The sequence below is a fragment of the Bradyrhizobium sp. USDA 4473 genome (genome assembly GCF_054063335.1).
The window spans coordinates 7,318,003-7,335,361 of the sequence record NZ_JBSSGE010000001.1 but is presented as its reverse complement, the minus strand read 5'-3'; the positions used below and the strand labels follow the sequence as shown (position 1 = coordinate 7,335,361).

The 17,359-nt window shown below is 64.7% G+C and carries 13 protein-coding genes and 1 pseudogene; 8 read left to right on the top strand and 6 right to left on the bottom strand.

The features are described from left to right. Nucleotides 1-290: 290 nt before the first annotated feature. A complete protein-coding gene (locus tag ACVW17_RS34440; RefSeq protein WP_456798471.1) occupies nucleotides 291-959 on the bottom strand; it encodes a Clp protease N-terminal domain-containing protein in 669 nt (222 codons plus the stop codon). Nucleotides 960-1,780: 821 nt separating this feature from the next. Next, nucleotides 1,781-2,242: an Lrp/AsnC family transcriptional regulator gene (locus ACVW17_RS34435; protein ID WP_029078130.1), complete on the bottom strand. Its 462-nt coding sequence runs from the start codon at nucleotides 2,240-2,242 to the stop codon at nucleotides 1,781-1,783. 130 nt (nucleotides 2,243-2,372) lie between these two features. On the opposite strand from ACVW17_RS34435, the pseudogene ACVW17_RS34430 reads away from it, so the two are divergent. Both ACVW17_RS34430 and ACVW17_RS34425 read left to right on the top strand, forming a co-directional pair. After that, a pseudogene (locus ACVW17_RS34430) lies at nucleotides 2,373-4,740 on the top strand (transketolase). Nucleotides 4,741-4,954: 214 nt separating this feature from the next. Beyond that, the gene (locus tag ACVW17_RS34425; protein ID WP_456798470.1) at nucleotides 4,955-6,388 is read left to right on the top strand and encodes an aldehyde dehydrogenase family protein; all 1,434 of its coding nucleotides are present in this window, start codon (nucleotides 4,955-4,957) and stop codon (nucleotides 6,386-6,388) included. Between the two features lie 119 nt (nucleotides 6,389-6,507). Here the strand turns inward: ACVW17_RS34425 and ACVW17_RS34420 are convergent, their stop codons facing one another. Further along, the gene (locus ACVW17_RS34420) at nucleotides 6,508-7,470 is read right to left on the bottom strand and encodes an SMP-30/gluconolactonase/LRE family protein (RefSeq protein WP_456798469.1); all 963 of its coding nucleotides are present in this window, start codon (nucleotides 7,468-7,470) and stop codon (nucleotides 6,508-6,510) included. Nucleotides 7,471-7,583: 113 nt separating this feature from the next. Here ACVW17_RS34420 and ACVW17_RS34415 point away from each other — a divergent pair, with 113 nt between their 5' ends. Beyond that, complete coding sequence (locus ACVW17_RS34415; protein ID WP_456798468.1) at nucleotides 7,584-8,405, top strand: NAD-dependent epimerase/dehydratase family protein; 822 nt, start codon at nucleotides 7,584-7,586, stop codon at nucleotides 8,403-8,405. Here the strand turns inward: ACVW17_RS34415 and ACVW17_RS34410 are convergent, their stop codons facing one another. Together ACVW17_RS34410 and ACVW17_RS34405 are read right to left on the bottom strand one after the other, a co-directional pair. Continuing rightward, complete coding sequence (locus ACVW17_RS34410; protein ID WP_456798467.1) at nucleotides 8,406-8,978, bottom strand: invasion associated locus B family protein; 573 nt, start codon at nucleotides 8,976-8,978, stop codon at nucleotides 8,406-8,408. It lies immediately after the preceding gene. Between the two features lie 34 nt (nucleotides 8,979-9,012). Next, nucleotides 9,013-9,705 (bottom strand): GntR family transcriptional regulator, encoded by a 693-nt coding sequence (locus ACVW17_RS34405; protein ID WP_456756022.1) that lies wholly within the window; start codon nucleotides 9,703-9,705, stop codon nucleotides 9,013-9,015. A 173-nt stretch (nucleotides 9,706-9,878) separates the two neighbouring features. On the opposite strand from ACVW17_RS34405, the gene ACVW17_RS34400 reads away from it, so the two are divergent. The 4 genes from ACVW17_RS34400 to ACVW17_RS34385 all read left to right on the top strand — a co-directional run bounded on the left by ACVW17_RS34400 (nucleotide 9,879) and on the right by ACVW17_RS34385 (nucleotide 14,824). After that, the gene (locus ACVW17_RS34400; protein WP_456798466.1) at nucleotides 9,879-11,582 is read left to right on the top strand and encodes an IlvD/Edd family dehydratase; all 1,704 of its coding nucleotides are present in this window, start codon (nucleotides 9,879-9,881) and stop codon (nucleotides 11,580-11,582) included. A 163-nt stretch (nucleotides 11,583-11,745) separates the two neighbouring features. Next, nucleotides 11,746-12,738: a TRAP transporter substrate-binding protein gene (locus ACVW17_RS34395; protein WP_456798465.1), complete on the top strand. Its 993-nt coding sequence runs from the start codon at nucleotides 11,746-11,748 to the stop codon at nucleotides 12,736-12,738. 164 nt (nucleotides 12,739-12,902) lie between these two features. Then, entirely contained in the window at nucleotides 12,903-13,487 is a 585-nt protein-coding gene (locus tag ACVW17_RS34390; protein ID WP_456798464.1) for a TRAP transporter small permease, read from the top strand. Further along, nucleotides 13,484-14,824, top strand: a complete 1,341-nt coding sequence (locus ACVW17_RS34385; RefSeq protein WP_456798463.1) for a TRAP transporter large permease — start codon at nucleotides 13,484-13,486, stop codon at nucleotides 14,822-14,824. The genes ACVW17_RS34390 and ACVW17_RS34385 overlap by 4 nt, the downstream gene beginning before the upstream one ends. Nucleotides 14,825-15,057: 233 nt before the next feature. Here ACVW17_RS34385 and ACVW17_RS34380 read toward each other — a convergent pair whose 3' ends face one another. Next, nucleotides 15,058-15,849 (bottom strand): enoyl-CoA hydratase/isomerase family protein, encoded by a 792-nt coding sequence (locus tag ACVW17_RS34380; RefSeq protein WP_456798462.1) that lies wholly within the window; start codon nucleotides 15,847-15,849, stop codon nucleotides 15,058-15,060. Nucleotides 15,850-16,098: 249 nt separating this feature from the next. Here ACVW17_RS34380 and ACVW17_RS34375 point away from each other — a divergent pair, with 249 nt between their 5' ends. Next, nucleotides 16,099-17,316: an NAD(P)/FAD-dependent oxidoreductase gene (locus ACVW17_RS34375; RefSeq protein ID WP_456798461.1), complete on the top strand. Its 1,218-nt coding sequence runs from the start codon at nucleotides 16,099-16,101 to the stop codon at nucleotides 17,314-17,316. Nucleotides 17,317-17,359: the final 43 nt, after the last annotated feature.

Below are 17,359 nucleotides of genomic sequence, written 5' to 3'. Positions count from 1 at the left end.
CGCCGCCACCGCGCGCGGCGTCCGCGCTCCCTGCCAACAGCGCAGTCGATGCCGCGATTGCCAGGATCGCGGCGAGTGCCAACACGGTGTGTCGGCCGCGAGCAGGCCTCAGCATGGGTCGTTACCCTCCGGATACTCAGTGATGCCCGACATCAACATTGCACGCCGCCGCCGGGTTCCGGCGGGGGCGTGGATCGCGACGGATTTAATTGGCGAGGCGGGCCTTCAAGGCGGTCGGCACCCGGTCGTCTCGCGTCACAGGTTGCTGAATTTTGCACGCCGGCCGACGCTTACGATGACGGTTGTGGCGCTTGCCCGGTCATTCCCTGCTGGCCTAACAGCCAGACCGCGGGACTCTCGGTCTCGCCGAGCATCGTGCCCAACACGTCCGCGCCGTTTGTCGCGCGATCTAGGCTGCGGACGGTCGCGCGATGCACCACACGGCGAAACGCAACGGTCGGCGTCGTCTCGCGTTCGTCATTGCTCGTGACCCAGGTCTTCAGCTTGTGGTCGATATAGGCAATGATGCCGTCCCTGAGCGCCTGGAAGTCGAGCCCATTGGCCTTCATCACGGCCGATGCATCGGCGTCATCGAGCAACGCCAGCAGGAGATGCTCCAGCGTCGCGAATTCATGCTGCCGCTCTCGGGCATATGCGATCGCTCGATCGAGCGTCGCCGCCAGCTCGTGGGTAAATCCGGAGGGCCAGACCACATTCGCGCCCGGCCTTGAGGCCGTTTCCGACTTTTGGTCGGAAACGCCGCGCCGGATCGCGGCAGCAAGGGTGTTCCAGTCGGGAAGACCGAACATCTCGGCGGTCAATTCGAGACTCTGACCGATCGTGATCTTGAGACCTTTGGTGGCGAGAGCGGCACGAAGCGTGTGTGCCATGGCTTTTGAATCGCGAAAGTCGCGCATGTCCTGTCCTTTGCGTCGAAACGGAAATGCCAGGGCTTGCATTGCTGACCCGTTTGTCCGGGCAAAGGGATGTGACGTCGCCGCGATACGTTCACCATTCCCCGACTGGGGCGCAAGCGGCAGGTCGTATCGAACCCGCTGAAAAAATTGGTCCGCTGGACCGGGGTTGTCAAGATCGGGTGCGGTCAGCGGAGAGCCTGACAGAATGCCGATCACTGAGTTGCCCGACGGCGCAAGCCCCTTGTGAAAAAATATTTCGCTTTATCCGAAGGGCAACTCAGTGTATGGTCTGTGCGTCTCACCCGATCGAGGGGCGCTTCGCGGTCGTCACGAACGCGGGTCGAGATGCGGTGGACGCCGATTGCGCAGTCGACGAATGCGCATGAGGCGGACGGCGAAATCGTGCAGGCCTGACGCCCTAGCGGCAGGTGTCTCTTCGCATTGCGCGACGCGCGTTGCGAAGACGGTGACAACAAAGCCAAGTCTCGCCGGGGAGAGCACGTATAAGCCGTAAGCCATCGCGCAGGGAAAGCCGGGTTGCTCCGGTTACACCTGTGGTCCTACCCCCGAGCTTTCTACCCATTGCTCGGGGCCCATGGGTGCGATCGGCACCCGGCTTTCCCTGCGCCCTCTGATCGAGAGAGGGCGGAACGACAAGCAAAGCTCGGACAGATCATGTCGCGAGAACGCGCAGTTGCATCCTTATCCTCACCTGTCATCGTCCGGCTCGATGTCCAGTCCAAACAATGCGCGGTTTATGACACCGATGTTGGATATCTTGAATCGAGAACCATCCTCATCGTCGTCCTGGCCTGCCAGGACGACGCCGTGGTGTCGGCACCGTTCGCGTGATCAACCAACACTCACACCGGCAACGCCGTCGAATACTTCACCTGGCTCAGGGCAAAACTCGACTCGATCGAGGCGATGCCGTCGAGCCGGGTCAGCTTGTTCTTCAGGAATGCTTCATAGGAGGAGAGGTCGGCGGCGACGACGCGCAGCAGGTAATCGCGGTTGCCGGTCATCAGGTAGCATTCGAGCACCTCGTCCCATTTCGAGATCGCGCGGGCGAAGCGGTTGAGATCCTCCTCCTTCTGCCGCGCCAGCTTGATCGAGATGAAGACCGAGACGTGCAGCCCGATCGATTTCTGGTCGACCGTTGCGATGTAGCGCGAGATCACGCCGCGCTGCTCGAGCAGCTTGACCCGGCGGTGACATGGCGACACCGACAGCCCGACCTTGTCGGCGAGCTCCTGCATGGTCATGCGGCTGTCGGTCTGGAGCAGACTCAGGATCTTGCGGTCGATGGCGTCGAGGGCAGGCATTGGGATGAACTCGCTGGTTGCGGCAGGATCGTGGAAATTTATCCCAATTTTTTCTGTGCTGTCGCGTGGAATTGAGATTTTCGGCGGCGCAGCCGGCAGTAACATCGGGAATATCGCTCGGAGCCCTGCCATGGGAATTGCGCCTGAACGCCTCGACATGCTCACAGCCCTGGCCCGCAAGGTGCTGTGGCTGTCGTCGTGGACCATCCATCACGCCAACCATGTCAGGCCAAATGCCGATGGGCTGAAGGTCGGCGGCCACCAGGCCTCGTCGGCCTCGCTCGCCAACATCATGTCGGCGCTGTACTTCTCGGTGCTGCGGCCGCAGGACCGCGTCGCGGTGAAGCCGCATGCGAGCCCGGTGTTTCACGCCATCCAATATCTGTTCGGTCACCAGACCCGCGGCAAGCTGGAGAATTTCCGCGGCTACAAGGGCGCGCAGTCCTATCCCTCACGCACCAAGGACGCCGACGACGTCGACTTCTCCACCGGCTCGGTCGGCCTCGGCGTGGCGCAGACGCTGTTCGCCTCGCTGGTGCAGGACTACGTCAAGGCGCATGGCTGGATGAACGACCGGCCCGAGGGCCGCATGATCGCGCTGGTCGGCGATGCCGAGATGGACGAGGGCAATATCTTCGAGGCGCTGCTGGAAGGCTGGAAGCACGGCCTGCGCAACACCTGGTGGGTGGTCGACTACAACAGGCAGTCGCTCGACGCCGTGGTGCGCGAGGGGCTGTGGGCCAAGTTCGAGACCATGTTCCGCAATTTCGGCTGGGACGTGGTGATCGTGAAATACGGCAAGCTGATGCTGGAAGCGTTTGCCGAACCCGGCGGCGAGGCGTTGCGGCGCTGGATCGACAACTGTCCGAACCAGATGTACGCGGCGCTCTGCTTCCAGGGCGGCGCTGCGTTCCGCAAGCATCTGCGCGACGATATCGGCGACCAGGGCGACGTCTCGGCGCTGATCGATCGCCGCAGCGACGACGAGCTCTTGGCGCTGATGTCGAATCTCGGCGGCCACGACATGGCGAGCATGATCGAGGCGTTCGAGGCTGTTGATCACGACCGTCCGGTCTGTTTCATCGCCTACACCATCAAGGGCGTCGGGCTGCCGATGCAGGGCCACAAGGACAACCACGCCGGCCTGATGACGGTGGCGCAGATGGAGAAGTGGCGCACCGCGCAGAACATTCGCGCCGGCCATGAATGGGACAAGTTCGAAGGCCTGTCGCAGCAGCCTGCGAAGCTCGAGGCGTTCCTGGCCGAAGCGCCGTTCAACCGCGAGGGACGCCGCCGGCTCTCGGCGCCGGAAATCGAGGTGCCGGAGCGGCTGGCGTTCAAGGCCTCCGCGCAGATGTCGACGCAGCAGGGCTTTGGTCTCGTGCTGCATGAACTCGCGCGCGGCGACAGCGAGCTTGCCTCGCGCATCGTCACCGTGTCGCCCGACGTCACCGTGTCGACCAATCTCGGTGCCTGGGTCAACCGCCGCGGCCTGTTCGCCAAGGCGGAGAACCACGATCTGTTCCGGCAGGAGAAGATCCCGTCGGCCTACACCTGGGAATATTCACCGAAAGGCCAGCACCTCGAGCTCGGCATCGCCGAGATGAATCTGTTCATCATGCTGTCGGCGCTCGGCCTGTCGCAGCAGATCAACGGCGCGCGGCTGCTGCCGGTCGGCACGCTGTACGATCCCTTCATCGAGCGCGGCCTCGATGCGCTGAACTATGCCTGCTACCAGGACGCCCGCTTCATGGTGGCGGCGACGCCGTCGGGCATCTCGCTGGCGCCGGAAGGCGGCGCGCACCAGTCGATCAAGACGCCGCTGATCGGCATGGGGCAGGACGGGCTCGCCTCGTTCGATCCGGCCTTCGTCGATGAACTTGCCGTGATCATGGGCTGGGGCTTCGGCCACATGCAGCGCGAGGGCGGCGAGGGTGGTTCGGTTTACTTGCGGCTGTCGACCCGGACGGTGGAACAGCCGCAACGGATCATGACGCCGGAGCTGCAGCGCGACATCACCGATGGCGCCTATTGGATGCGCAAGCCCGGCCCGAACTGCGACGTCGTGATCGCCTATACCGGCCACCGTCGCGCCGGAGGCGATCGAGGCGGTCGGCCTGATCGGCGAGAGCCACCGCGATGTCGGTCTCCTGGCGGTCACCTCGGCCGACCGGCTCTATGCCGGTTGGTCCGCGGCGCGGAATTTGCGCCGCGACCGCCGTGGCGCGCAGCATTTGAGTCATATCGAGCGCATGCTGGCGCCGCTCGGCCGCGACTGCGGCATTGTGACCGTAATCGACGGCCATCCGGCTACGCTCGGCTGGCTTGGCAGCGTGCGCGGCCACCGCCTCGAGGCGCTCGGCGTCGAGCATTTCGGCCAGACCGGCACCATCGGCGACCTCTACCGCCACTACGGCATCGACGCCAATGCCATCATCGACGCGGCGGAGAGCGTCTCGGCCGGCGCCCCGGTGCGGCATCGCAAGATGGCGGTGTAGCCGCATCGTGGTCCCGGCCCCGTGCGCAATTGCGCACAAGGCCGGGACGACGGATGTAATCTTGCCACCGGCGCGGCAGCGACATTATATGCCGTTCGCGTGCACGAGCCGCGCCCCGCATATGGCGGGTTCAATTCGCCCTGCTTTCATGCAAGGATGCCTGCCGAACGCTTTCCGTTCCCCTTATCCATACGCCCCCTACAAGAGGTTTCCGATGGTCAATCGCATGCAATTCTACATCGACGGCGCCTGGGTCGATCCCGTCGTCAAGGGCAAGTCCACCCCGGTCGTCAATCCGGCGACTGAAGAGGCGATGTATGAAGTTGCGCTCGGCTCCAAGGCCGATGTCGACAAGGCAGTCGCCGCCGCCAAGCGCGCCTTCGAGACCTATTCCCAGACCAGTCGCGAGGAACGCATCGCGCTGCTCACCAAGATCGTTGAGGTCTACAAGGGCCGCATGAAGGAGATCGGCGCCGCGGTTTCCGACGAGATGGGCGCGCCGCTGCCGATGGCCGAGAAGCTGCAGGCCGGCGCCGGCCTCGGCCACCTCATGAACACCCTCGAAGTGCTCAAGAAGTACGAGTTCGAGGAGACCATGGGCACCGCCGTGATCGTGCGCGAGCCGGTCGGCGTGGTCGGCATGATCACCCCCTGGAACTGGCCGCTCAACCAGATCGCCTGCAAGGTCGCGCCCGCGCTCGCCGCCGGCTGCACCATGATCCTGAAGCCGTCGGAGTTCACCCCGACCTCGGCGCTGATCTTCGCGGAAATCCTCCATGAAGCCGGCGTGCCGAAGGGCGTGTTCAACCTGCTCAACGGCCTCGGCCCGGAGGTGGGTGCCGCGATGAGCGAGCACCCGGACATCGACATGATCTCGTTCACCGGCTCGACCCGCGCCGGCGTCGACGTCGCCAAGCGTGCGGCGCCGACCGTCAAGCGCGTCAGCCAGGAGCTCGGCGGCAAGTCGCCGAACGTGATCCTCGAGGGCGCCGATCTCGCCAAGGCGGTGACCGGCGGCGTGATGCACATGTTCAACAACTCGGGCCAGTCCTGCAACGCGCCGTCGCGCATGATCGTGCCGCTCTCCAGGATGAAGGAAGTGGCCGCGATCGCGAAGGGCGTCGCCGACAAGACCAAGGCCGGCGATCCGCGTGCCGACGGCACCACGATCGGCCCGGTGGTCAACCGCGGCCAGTGGGACAAGATCCAGGCGCTGATCCAGAAGGGCATCGACGAGGGCGCAACGCTCGTCGCCGGTGGCCCGGGCCTGCCCGAGGGCGTCAACAAGGGCTTCTATGTCCGTCCGACCATCTTCGCCGACGTCACCAACGACATGACGATCGCCCGCGAGGAGATCTTCGGACCGGTGCTGACGATCCTCGGCGCCAAGGACGAGGCTGAGGCGGTGAAGATCGCCAACGACACGCCCTATGGTCTCGCCGGTTACGTCTCCGCCGACACCGTGGAAACCGCGCGCCGTGTCGGCCGCCAGATCCGCGCCGGCAACGTCAACCTGCAGGGCGTGCCGAACGAGCGCACCGCGCCGTTCGGTGGCTACAAGCAGTCCGGCAACGGCCGCGAGTGGGGCCGTTACGGTCTGGAAGAATATCTCGAGGCCAAGGCGGTCGCCGGCTATAACGCCGCGTAAGCCGGAGCTGCGAGAGACGCGATTCTGGCGCCGGGGCGGGCAACTGCTCCGGCGTCAGACGTTTTGGGATAGCTGCATCTTCAACGTCGTCCCGGCCTTCGCCGGGACGACGTTGAAGTCTAACCGCCGGGCGCGCCCTGGGTGTTGACGTAGAGCGCGTAGATCGACTGGCTCGCCGCCATGAACAGGCGGTTGCGCTTGACGCCGCCGAAGCAGAGGTTGGCGCAGCGCTCCGGCAGCGCGATGCGGCCGATCATGACGCCGTCGGGCGCGAACACGACGACGCCATCGAGCTCGGGATCGCCCATGCCCCAGCCGCACCACAGATTGCCGTCGATGTCGCAGCGCATGCCGTCCGGCGTGCCGGGACCGGCATCGATGAACACGCGCTTGTTGGAGATCGTCGTGCCGTCGGCGGCGACGTCATAGGCGAGGATCTTGCGGTTCGGCTCGCCGCGGGATTCCACGACGTAAAGGATCTTCTCGTCCGGCGAGAAGCACAGCCCGTTCGGGCCGAGCACGCCCTCGGCGACGATGGTGGCCTTGCCGGTTTCGGGATCGAGCCGGTAGACGTTCGGCGCGATCTCGGGGTCGGCCTTGTAGCCCTCGTAATTGCCGAGCAGGCCGAAGGTCGGATCGGTGAACCAGATCGAACCGTCGGATTTCACCACGACGTCGTTCGGCGAGTTCAACCGCTTGCCGCCGAAGCTATCGATCAGCACGGTAATCGATCCGTCATATTCGGTGCGGACCACGCGGCGGCCGCCATGCTCGCAGGTGATCAGCCGGCCCTGGCGGTCGCGGGTGTTGCCGTTGGCGAAGTTCGACGGCTTGCGGAAGATGCTGACCGCGCCGGTCTCTTCCTCCCATTTCAGGATGCGCTGGTTCGGGATGTCGCTGCACAGGAGATAGCGGCCATCGCCGAACCACACCGGGCCTTCGGCCCAGCGCAGGCCGGTGGCGATCCGCTCGACGGCGGAGAGTTTCAGCCAGTATTTCTCGAAGCGCGGATCGAGCGCGTGGATCGCGGGATCGGGATAGCAGGTCGCGGGACGCCAGCCGGCGGAATGAACATCGGACATTTGCTGTTCTCGTTGTTGTGTTTCGATGGTGTTTCCTTGAGCGCATGGTTTGCTATCATTGTCGGCCTGCGACCGCAATTCGATCGCAGCAATCAGGACAGACGAGGGACGGCATGCCACGCATATTGATGACCGGCGCATCGGGTGGAATCGGAACAAGCCTGCGCAAGATGCTGCCGTCGATCTATCCGGATCTCCTGCTGAGCGACATCAAGCCGCCCTCCGATCTCGGCGCACACGAAAAATTCAAGGCCGCCGATCTCGCCGATCTGGCGCAGGTCGAGGCGGTCTGCGAGGGCGTCGACGGCATCCTGCATTTCGGCGGCTATTCGGTGGAGGGCTCGTGGGACGCGATCCTGCAAGCCAACATCATCGGCGGCTACAATCTGTTCGAGGCGGCGCGCAAGCAGGGCGTCAAGCGCGTGATCTTCGCCTCGTCCAATCACGCCGTCGGGTTCTATCCGCGGCATCATCGCATCGGCACCGACGTCACCGCGCGGCCGGACAGCCGTTACGGCGTCAGCAAGGTGTTCGGCGAAGGCATCGGCGCGCTCTATGCCGACAAGCACGGCATCAAGGTGACCTGCATCCGGATCGGCAATTTCGGCGACGCGCCGCTCGATCACCGCAGACTGTCGATCTGGCTCAAGCCGGAAGATCTGGTGCAGCTCTGCCGCATCGGGCTCGAGCATCCCGATATCCATTTCGAGGTGCTGTACGGCGCCTCCTACAATGAGCGCTCATGGTGGGACAATCACCGCGCCTATGATCTCGGCTATCGCCCGACCGGGCGGGCTGAGGATTTTCGCGAACACGCAATGGCCGAGCAGGCCAAGCTGCCGCCGGATCCGGTCGGCGATTACTACCAGGGCGGCGCGTTCTGCAGCATGGAGTTCGACGGCGACCGGACGAGGGTGATCGACTGGAAGACGTGATCAATCCTCGCATTGCGGCAGCTGCTTGACCGCCTCGGTGTGCTCGCGCTGCGGCTCAGTCGCGCTTTTTCCGGACGTCGCCTTGGGTGCGCTTCCGGACCCGTCATAGACTTGCGAAAAGTGGTTGAGCGGGAAGCTGAGGCTGATTGTCCGTCCGGTCAGGTTCTTGGCTTCCACCGCGATCGCCTGCGCGTGCTTGAGCCGTTCGATCAGCTCGCCATTGGCCTCCAGCGTGCCGCCGCAGCCGAGCGTGTAGCAGTGCGTCCTCGCGATCTGCATCGGCTCGTCCTGGTCGATCCGCAGGCTGATCGTGCCCTCCAGCATGGTCCGCGTGCCGACATTGGCGGTGAGCAGCGCGCGTGTGCTGCTCTGCGGCGAGATGCTGATGGTGCCGCCCGACGGCGCGCACTTGCCGCGCGCGGCGGCCGCGACGAAGCAACTGGCCTCGGTGAGGCAGGTCTTGCTCCATGGCTCATAGGTCAGCTCGGTGGCGCGCGGATCGGCCGCCTCGGCAATGCCGCCAAGCGCAAGCTGCGCCGCGAACGATCCCACCAACAAAGCCACATGACGCATCGCCGTCTCCTTTACGAGGAGGCCGCGTATCGCGCTATTGCGGCTTTTTGTCGTTGGAGATGCGGACGAGATAATCCGCCTTGCTGTACTGCATGTGATCGACGCAGAGCTGTGCCAGCGCCCAGCTGTCGCGGCCTTTCAAGAGCTCGATCATCAACTCATGCTGGCGGCGCGACAGTGCGAGGCCTTCGCTGTCGGCGAGGTTCTTGGCGCGCATCGGCAGCGTCAGGTTCATGTAGTCCTGCAACGAACGGACCAGATACGGATTGCCGCAGGCCGAGAACAGCGCGAGATGGAACGCGTCGTTGGTCTCGTGGATGCCGCGCATGTCCTGCGCGTCGGCCCTGAGGCAGTACTGCCGTTGCAGCTCGCTCAACCGGTCGATCAGGCCGTCGGGCGCGGGCAGGGCGATCATCAGCGCGGCCTGGCGCGTCAGCATCTCGCGCACCTCGTAGATCTGCCGCACTTCCTCGGCCGAATAGAACCGCACGGTGGCGCCGACATTCTTCTCGCGCAGCACGATGCCCTGGCGCTCGAGCTGGAACAGGGCCTGGCGGACGAAATGCCGGCTCGCGCCGTAGCGCTGCATCAGCGTATCCTCGACCAGCCGCAGGCCGGGCGCGAAGCGGCCGAAGATGATGTCCTCCTCCAGCCGGCGGATCACTTCGGCCTGTTCCTCCTCGCGCGAGGGGGCCTGGAGTTCGGACAAAGTGGGCTCGGCTTTCATGTGCGCTCGGCTACAGGTCGATGCCAGAGGTCAGCATGGCGGCCGGGTTATTGTCAATAATGAGGGGGATTTTGCGGCATAGTGCCGTCGCTCTGCCGCCGGATTATCTCATATTGACAATAATTCCCGCCGCTCCTTAAGTGCGTCCGACCAACCAACGGGACGAGAAGAAAATGGCCGACGGACTTCGCAAGGGACTGACCAGCTATGGTGACGCCGGCTTCTCGCTGTTCCTGCGCAAGGCCTTCATCAAGGCGATGGGCTATTCCGACGATGCGCTCAATCGCCCGATCGTCGGTATCACCAACACCTACAGCGACTACAATCCCTGCCACGGCAACGTGCCGCAGATCATCGAGGCGGTGAAGCGCGGCGTCATGCTGTCGGGCGCGATGCCGTTCGTGTTCCCGACCATCTCGATCGCCGAGAGCTTTGCGCATCCGACCTCGATGTATCTGCGCAATCTGATGGCGATGGACACCGAGGAGATGATCCGCGCCCAGCCGATGGATGCGGTGATCGTGATCGGCGGCTGCGACAAGACCCTGCCGGCGCAGATCATGGCGGCGATCAGCGCCGACCTGCCGACGGTGGTGATTCCGGTCGGGCCGATGGTGGTCGGCCATCACAAGGGCGAGGTGCTCGGCGCCTGCACCGACTGCCGCCGGCTGTGGGGCAAGTATCGCGCCGGCGAGATTGACGATGTCGAGATCGAGGCCGTGAACGGACGTCTTGCGCCTTCCGTAGGGACCTGCATGGTGATGGGCACCGCGTCCACCATGGCCTGCATCACCGAGGCGCTCGGCCTGTCGCTGCCGATGAGCGCGACGATCCCGGCGCCGCATGCCGAACGCTTCCGCTCCGCGGAGGCCAGCGGCCGCGTCGCCGCCGAGATGGCGAAGACCAAGGGGCCGAAGCCGAGCGAGATCCTGACGCCGTCGTCGTTCCGCAACGCCCAGGTCGTCATGCAGGCGATCGGCGGCTCGACCAACGGGCTGATCCATCTCACTGCCATCGCCAACCGCTCGCCGCACAAGATCGATCTCGCGTCGTTCGACAAGCTCGGCCGCGAGGTGCCGGTGCTGGTCGACCTCAAGCCGTCGGGCGAGCACTATATGGAGCATTTCCATCACTCCGGCGGCGTGCCGAAGCTGATGGCGCAGCTTGGCGACCTCATCGACCTCGATGCCAAGACCATCACCGGCCAGACCTTGCGCGAGGTCGTCGCCAACGCGGAGGACGTGCCGGGACAGGACGCGATCCGCTCCAAGGCGAACCCGATCAAGTCAGAAGGCGCGATGGCGATCCTGCACGGCAATCTCGCGCCGCGCGGTGCCGTGATCAAGCAATCGGCGGCGAGCGAGAGGCTGCTGCAGCACACCGGCCGCGCCGTGGTGTTCGAGTCGGTCGAGGACATGACGCTGCGGGTCGACGATCCCGCGCTCGACGTGACCGCCGACGACGTGCTGGTGCTGCGCAACGCCGGGCCGAAGGGCGCGCCGGGCATGCCCGAAGCGGGATATCTGCCGATCCCAAAGAAGCTCGCGCGCGCTGGCGTCAAGGACATGGTCCGCATCTCCGATGCGCGGATGAGCGGCACCGCGTTCGGCACCATCGTGTTGCATATCACGCCGGAGTCCGCCGTCGGCGGTCCGCTCGGCTTGGTGAAGAACGGCGACATGATCCGGCTCGATGTCGCCAAGCGCAGCATCGATCTCCTGGTCGACGAGGCCGAGTTGCAGAAGCGCCGCGCCGCGCTCGCCCCGGCCGGCACGCCTGATTGGGCCAGGCGCGGCTATGCGCATCTCTTCAACGAGACCATCCTGCAGGCCGACGAGGGCTGCGATTTCGACTTCATGCGCGCCAAGGGGAAGTAGCACGCGAAAATTCGGCGCAGCAGCCGAATTGTCGATAATTTCTGCAATGCGGCGCTCATTCTCGCCTACGACGAGCTGGTTACCTCTGTTTTATTGACAATCCCGCGCCGCAGGTGGGATGATCCTGTCAATCAAAAACAGGGGGAACGTCGCGATGGGCTATATGGCCAAAATCGTCGGGATCGTCATGGCCGCAGCGGCGCTGCTGCTGCCCGCGCGTGCCGGCGCGCAGGAGGTCAAGCATTTCCGCTTCGCCTACGACCAGCCGCGCAACACCGGCTATTCGGTCGCCGGCGATCTGTTCGCCGACAAGCTCAAGGAGTTGAGCAAGGGCACGTTGATCGTCGATCAATATCCCGGCGCGCAGCTCGGCCAGGAGCCGCAGCTGCTGCAACTCGTGAAATCAGGCGATATCGAGTTCGCGATCATCTCCTCCGCCAACACCGCGACGATCTCGCCGCAGGCCGGCGTGATGTCGCTGCATTTCCTGTTCCGCAACGACGCCCATGTGACCAAGGCACTGGCCGACCCGCAGGTGTTCGACGCGATCAGGACCATGATCGACGAAACCACGCAGGGCCTGCACGTGATCGGCACCGGCTCGCAGGGCGTGCGCCACATCTACAGCAAGCGGGAAATCCACAACGTCGGCGACCTCAAGGGATTGAAGGTCCGGGTGCAGGCGACTGCGACCGAGGACACCATGTTTCCGGCCTACGGCGCGCAGACCGTGCACATGCCGTTCGGCAGCGTCTACACCTCGCTGCAAACCGGCGTGGTCGACGCCGCCGAGAACAGCATCAACGTCTATCTCGTCAACAAGCACTATGAGGTGGCGCCGGTGCTCTCGATCACCGAGCACGAGGCCAACAATGCGCTGCTGTTCGTCTCCGACAAGCTCTGGCAGAGCCTCTCCGCCGAGCAGAAGCAGTGGGTGCAGGCGGCCGCCAACGAGGTCAGCGCCAAGGAGCCGCAGAAGGCGTTCGAGCTCGAGCGGAGCGCGCTGACCAAGCTGAAATCGTTCGGCGTCAAGGTGGTCGAGGACGTCGACAAGAAGAGTTTTACCGCGATCGCCGATCCCTATCTCGACAAGCTCGCCAAGGATCTCGGTCCGCATGCGGAGAAGATCAAGAATTTGATCCGTGCGATCAATTAGCCCCTCCATGCGTCGTCCCGGAGAAGGCCGGGACCCATACGCCGCGGCCTATCGGTTGAAGCACTGGCCGCCGCTTTTATCAAAACAACACGCGCCGGGTGTTACGGGTCCCGGCCCCCCGTGCGCAATTGCGCACTAGGCCGGGACGACAAGGAATTCCGAGCATGGCCATCGCCGACAAACTGGTGCTGCAACGGCAGCGGCATCTGAAATGGCGGGCGCTCGACCGGCTCGAGCTGGTCCTGATGATGCTGTGCGGCCTGTTGTGCTTCGGCTTCTCGCTCTCGGTGACTGCCGACATCGTGACTCGGACCATCGGCCATCCCTGGCTATGGCTGCAGGAGGTGACCTCGACGCTGTTCATCTACGCGATCTTCATCGGTGCCGCGGTCGCGACGCGGCGCAACGATCATCTCTATCTCACCGCGATTTCGGAGGCGATGCATGGCACGTCGCGGACATTCGTCGAGATTGTCATTCGTCTGGTCGTGCTGGGCGTCGCCTTCTGCCTGGTCTGGTATGGCTACCAGAACTACCTGCGCGGCTTCGGCAGCTTCCGCCTGCCGTCGGGCACGCCGATCGCCTCGCTCTATGCGGTGATCCCGCTGTCCGGCATCCTGATCGGGCTGTTCACGATCGAGCAGCTCGTCAACGGCATTCGCAACGGCTTTGATCATCCGGAGCCGCCGGATGACGACCTTGCGATCCCGGCGATCAATACCGGCGCAGCGACGGGAGCGCAGCCGTGAGCGCACCGGTCGTGCTTGCGCTGATGTCGTTCTGCTTCCTGTTCTTCGGCTATCTCGGCGTGCCGGTGCCGTTCTCGCTGATGGCCGGCGTGTTCATAGGCGCGATGCTGTCCGACGTGTCGCTGGCCGCGATCATCCAGAAGATCTTCGACGGTGTCGATTCCGAAGCACTGCTTGCGATTCCGTTCTTCCTCCTGGTCGGCGAGCTGATGAGCTCGGCAAACGTCGTGGTCCGCATCGCCAACCTCTCGGTTTCGCTGGTCGGGCATATCAGGGGCGGGCTGTCGCAGGTCGTCGTTGTGTTCAGCATGTTCTTTTCGGAAATGTCGGGCTCGACCACCGCCGACGTCGCCGTCATGAGCCGGGCGCTCGGCGGCCCGATGCGGCGTGAGGGTTACGAGCCGGCCTTCATCGCCGCGATCATCGCCTCGGCCTCCACCATCGCGGCGCTGGTGCCGCCGAGCATCACGGCCGTGGTCTATGGCGCGGTCGGCAATGTCTCGATCGCCGGCCTGTTCATGGCCGGCGTCGTCCCCGGCCTGATGATCGGCTTCGGGCTGATGATCTATTGCTACTTTTTTGGCCCCTCAGGCCTGCGCAAGCCGCGCGCGCCGCTGCGCCAGATCGCGTTCGCAGCCGGCGACGCAGCGCTGCCGTTGATGATCCCGGTGATCCTGCTCGGCGGCATCCTGACCGGTTGGTTCACGCCGACCGAGGCCGGCGTGGTCGCGGTGGCCTACATCATCATCGTGGTGATCCCGGCGCTGAACCGCGGGCACCTGAAGAAGATCCCGTACGATTTCTGCCTCGCCGGCCTGATCTTCTCGCTGCCGCTGATCACGATCGGCGCGGCGAACGCGTTCGGCTGGATGCTCGCCTATCTGCGCGGCGCGATCTACATCGCCGACTGGATCACCTCGATCGCCGGCAACGATCCGCATCTCATCATGCTCTTGATGGTGCTGCTGTTCACCGTGGTCGGCGACTTCATCGAGCCGGTGCCGACCATCATCATCTTCATGCCGCTGGTCAATGCGCTGACCCAGGCCGGCGACATCAACGGCGTCCACATGGGCGTGGTGCTGATCGCGACGCTGGCCTTCGGCCTGATCACGCCGCCTTACGGGCTGGTGCTGCTGATGGCCTCGAAATTCGTCGGCATCAGTTTTGCGAAGGCACTGCGGGCGGCGCTGCCGATCTACGTCGTGTTCCTGGTCACGATCTGCTTCACGATCTATTTCCCGAAGGTCGTGCTGTGGCTGCCCAAGCAGGTGATCCCGGAATCCGTCGGCTGCTTCAAGGCCCCCGGCGGCACCGGTTACATCTGCCCGAACTAGCCCTACCGGGGAGGACCTTCATGGGGAGGAGCTCGCATCGCTCCATCCACGTCATTGCGAGCCACCCGGTCGGCGCGAAGCGCCGCCGGATGACAGGCTCCGCGAAGCAATCCATCGCCCCGCAAGCGGAGAAATGGATTGCTTCGTCGCTATCGCTCCTCGCAATGACGGCAGTGCGAGGTGGCACCGGATGACAGGCAACAGCGGCTGTCACGCAGTCGTACCTATTGTTGCTACTTCGACTTGCTGGTGAACTTCTTCACCGCGACGCGGAAATCGTCGGTATGCATGGTCGTGATGATCTTGTGCTCCTCGGCATCGAGCTGCTGTTTGGTCGGCGTGGTGGCAGCCTGGTACACCAGTGACTTGGTGGCCGCGATCGCGGCGGGCGGATTCTTGGCCAGGCGCTCGGCGAGCTGCCGGGTGGCGGCCTTCAGCTCGGTCGCCGGCACGGTCTTGACCACCAGCCCCCATTCATAGGCCTGCTGCGCGGTGAAGCCGTCTTCCGCCAGGAAAATTTGCAGCGCGCGGCGGGTACCGACAGTGCCGACAATGCCGACCGTGCTGCCGCCGTCCGGCGACACGCCGATCTTGGCGTAGGCGGGGGTGAAGCGGGCGTCGTCCGCGGCGATGCACAGGTCGGTGACGAAGGCGAGGCCCATGCCGGCGCCGGCCGCCGAACCATGCACGCTGGACAGCACGATCTTCGGCATCCGTCGGACCGTCTCGATGAAGGCGTGGTAGTGATGCAGCATCTCGCCGACCACGGGCGTGACATTGTTGGCCTCAGTCGCGGCGCCAATGGTTTGCAGATCGCCGCCGGCACAGAAGGCGCGGCCTTCGCCCTCGATGACCAGCACGCGGACGTCCTTGTTGGCCTCGACCTCGGCGCTCAGTTGCTCGAGCTTTTTGGCGATCGTCAGGTCGATCGCATTGAACGCGGCCGGCCGGTTCAGCGTGATGGTGGCGATGGCGCCGTCGATGCGGAGCAGAGCGGGGTCGTTGGCGGAGGCGGGTGCTGGCATTTTGAAGACCTCGGGCTTGTCATTTCCGGACATTTAAGGCCTTGCCGGGAGCTGTGGCAATCCGGCCCGGCGCCGCGGCGGACCCAGAATCGCCGGGGACCCCCCTTGCATCGACGCGGTCCATGAGGCCAAATAGCCCGCGCCTTCGGTACGCAGACACGAGCGCTGTGGGGACGGGGCGAGCAAGCTAACATCGACAAGAGGAAACGGCATGGGTCACTCCTGCTCGCGCGTATTTGGGTTGTTCCGATGACAGGCTCGGTCATCATCGTCGGCGCCGGACATGCCGGCTTCCAGCTCGCGGCCTCGCTGCGCCAGGCTGGCTTCACCGAGCGCATCGCCTTGCTCAACGACGAAGGTCATTTGCCGTATCAGCGGCCGCCGCTGTCGAAGGCCTATCTGAAGGGCACCGGCGGGCCCGAGACCCTGATGTTCCGGCCCGAGAAATTCTACCACGACAACAAGATCGAGCTGATCACCGATCGTGCCCACGCCATCGATCGCAACGCCCGGAAGGTCGCGCTCGCCTCCGGCACCTCGCTCGACTACGGCCATCTGGTATTTGCGACCGGCGCGCGGAACCGGCTGCTCGATATTCCCAACGCCAGGCTCGACGCCGTTCGCTATTTGCGCATTCTTGACGAGAGCCAGGCGCTGCGCGATTTGATCGCGCCCGGCATGCGCGTCGTGGTGATCGGCGCCGGCTTCATCGGGCTCGAATTCGCGGCCACCGCGCGGGCCAAGGGGCTCGAGGTCGACGTGGTCGAGCTGGCGTCGCGCGTGATGGCGCGGGCGGTGACTGCGGAGATTTCCGAGTTCTCGCAGTCGCGCCACGCCGCGGCCGGCATCCGGATTCATCTCGGCGTTCAGGTTACCGCGATCGAGGCCGATGGTACCAAGGTCACCGGCGTCAGCCTGAGCAACGGCACGCATATCCCCGCCGATCTCGTCGTGGTCGGCGTCGGCGTGCTGCCGAATGTCGAGCTCGCAGCAGAAGCCGGTCTGCCGGTCGCATCCGGGATCATCGTCGACGAGCATCTTCTGACCGCCGATCCGAATGTTTCCGCGATCGGCGATTGCGCGCTCTACACCAGCAAGCGGTTCGGCGGATCGCTGCGGCTGGAGTCGGTGCAGAACGCGACCGACCATGCGCGCTGCGTGGCATCGCGGCTGACCGGCAAGACCGAGGTCTATGACGGCCTGCCGTGGTTCTGGAGCGACCAGGGCCCCGACAAGCTGCAGATGGCGGGCCTCACCACCGGCTACGACCGCGTCGTGGTGCGCGGCGACCGCGCGCAGGGCGCGTTCTCGGCGTTCTGCTATCGCGGCGACCAGCTGCTCGGCATCGAGTCGGTCAATCGCGCCGGCGATCACATGTTCGGCCGACGGCTGCTCGGCGCCGGCGGCTCGATCACGCCGGAGCAGGCGGCGGATGCGAGCTTCGATTTGAAGAGTGCGCTGAGCTGAGTGCGTAGGGTGGGCAAAGCGATAGCGTGCCCACCATCACGAG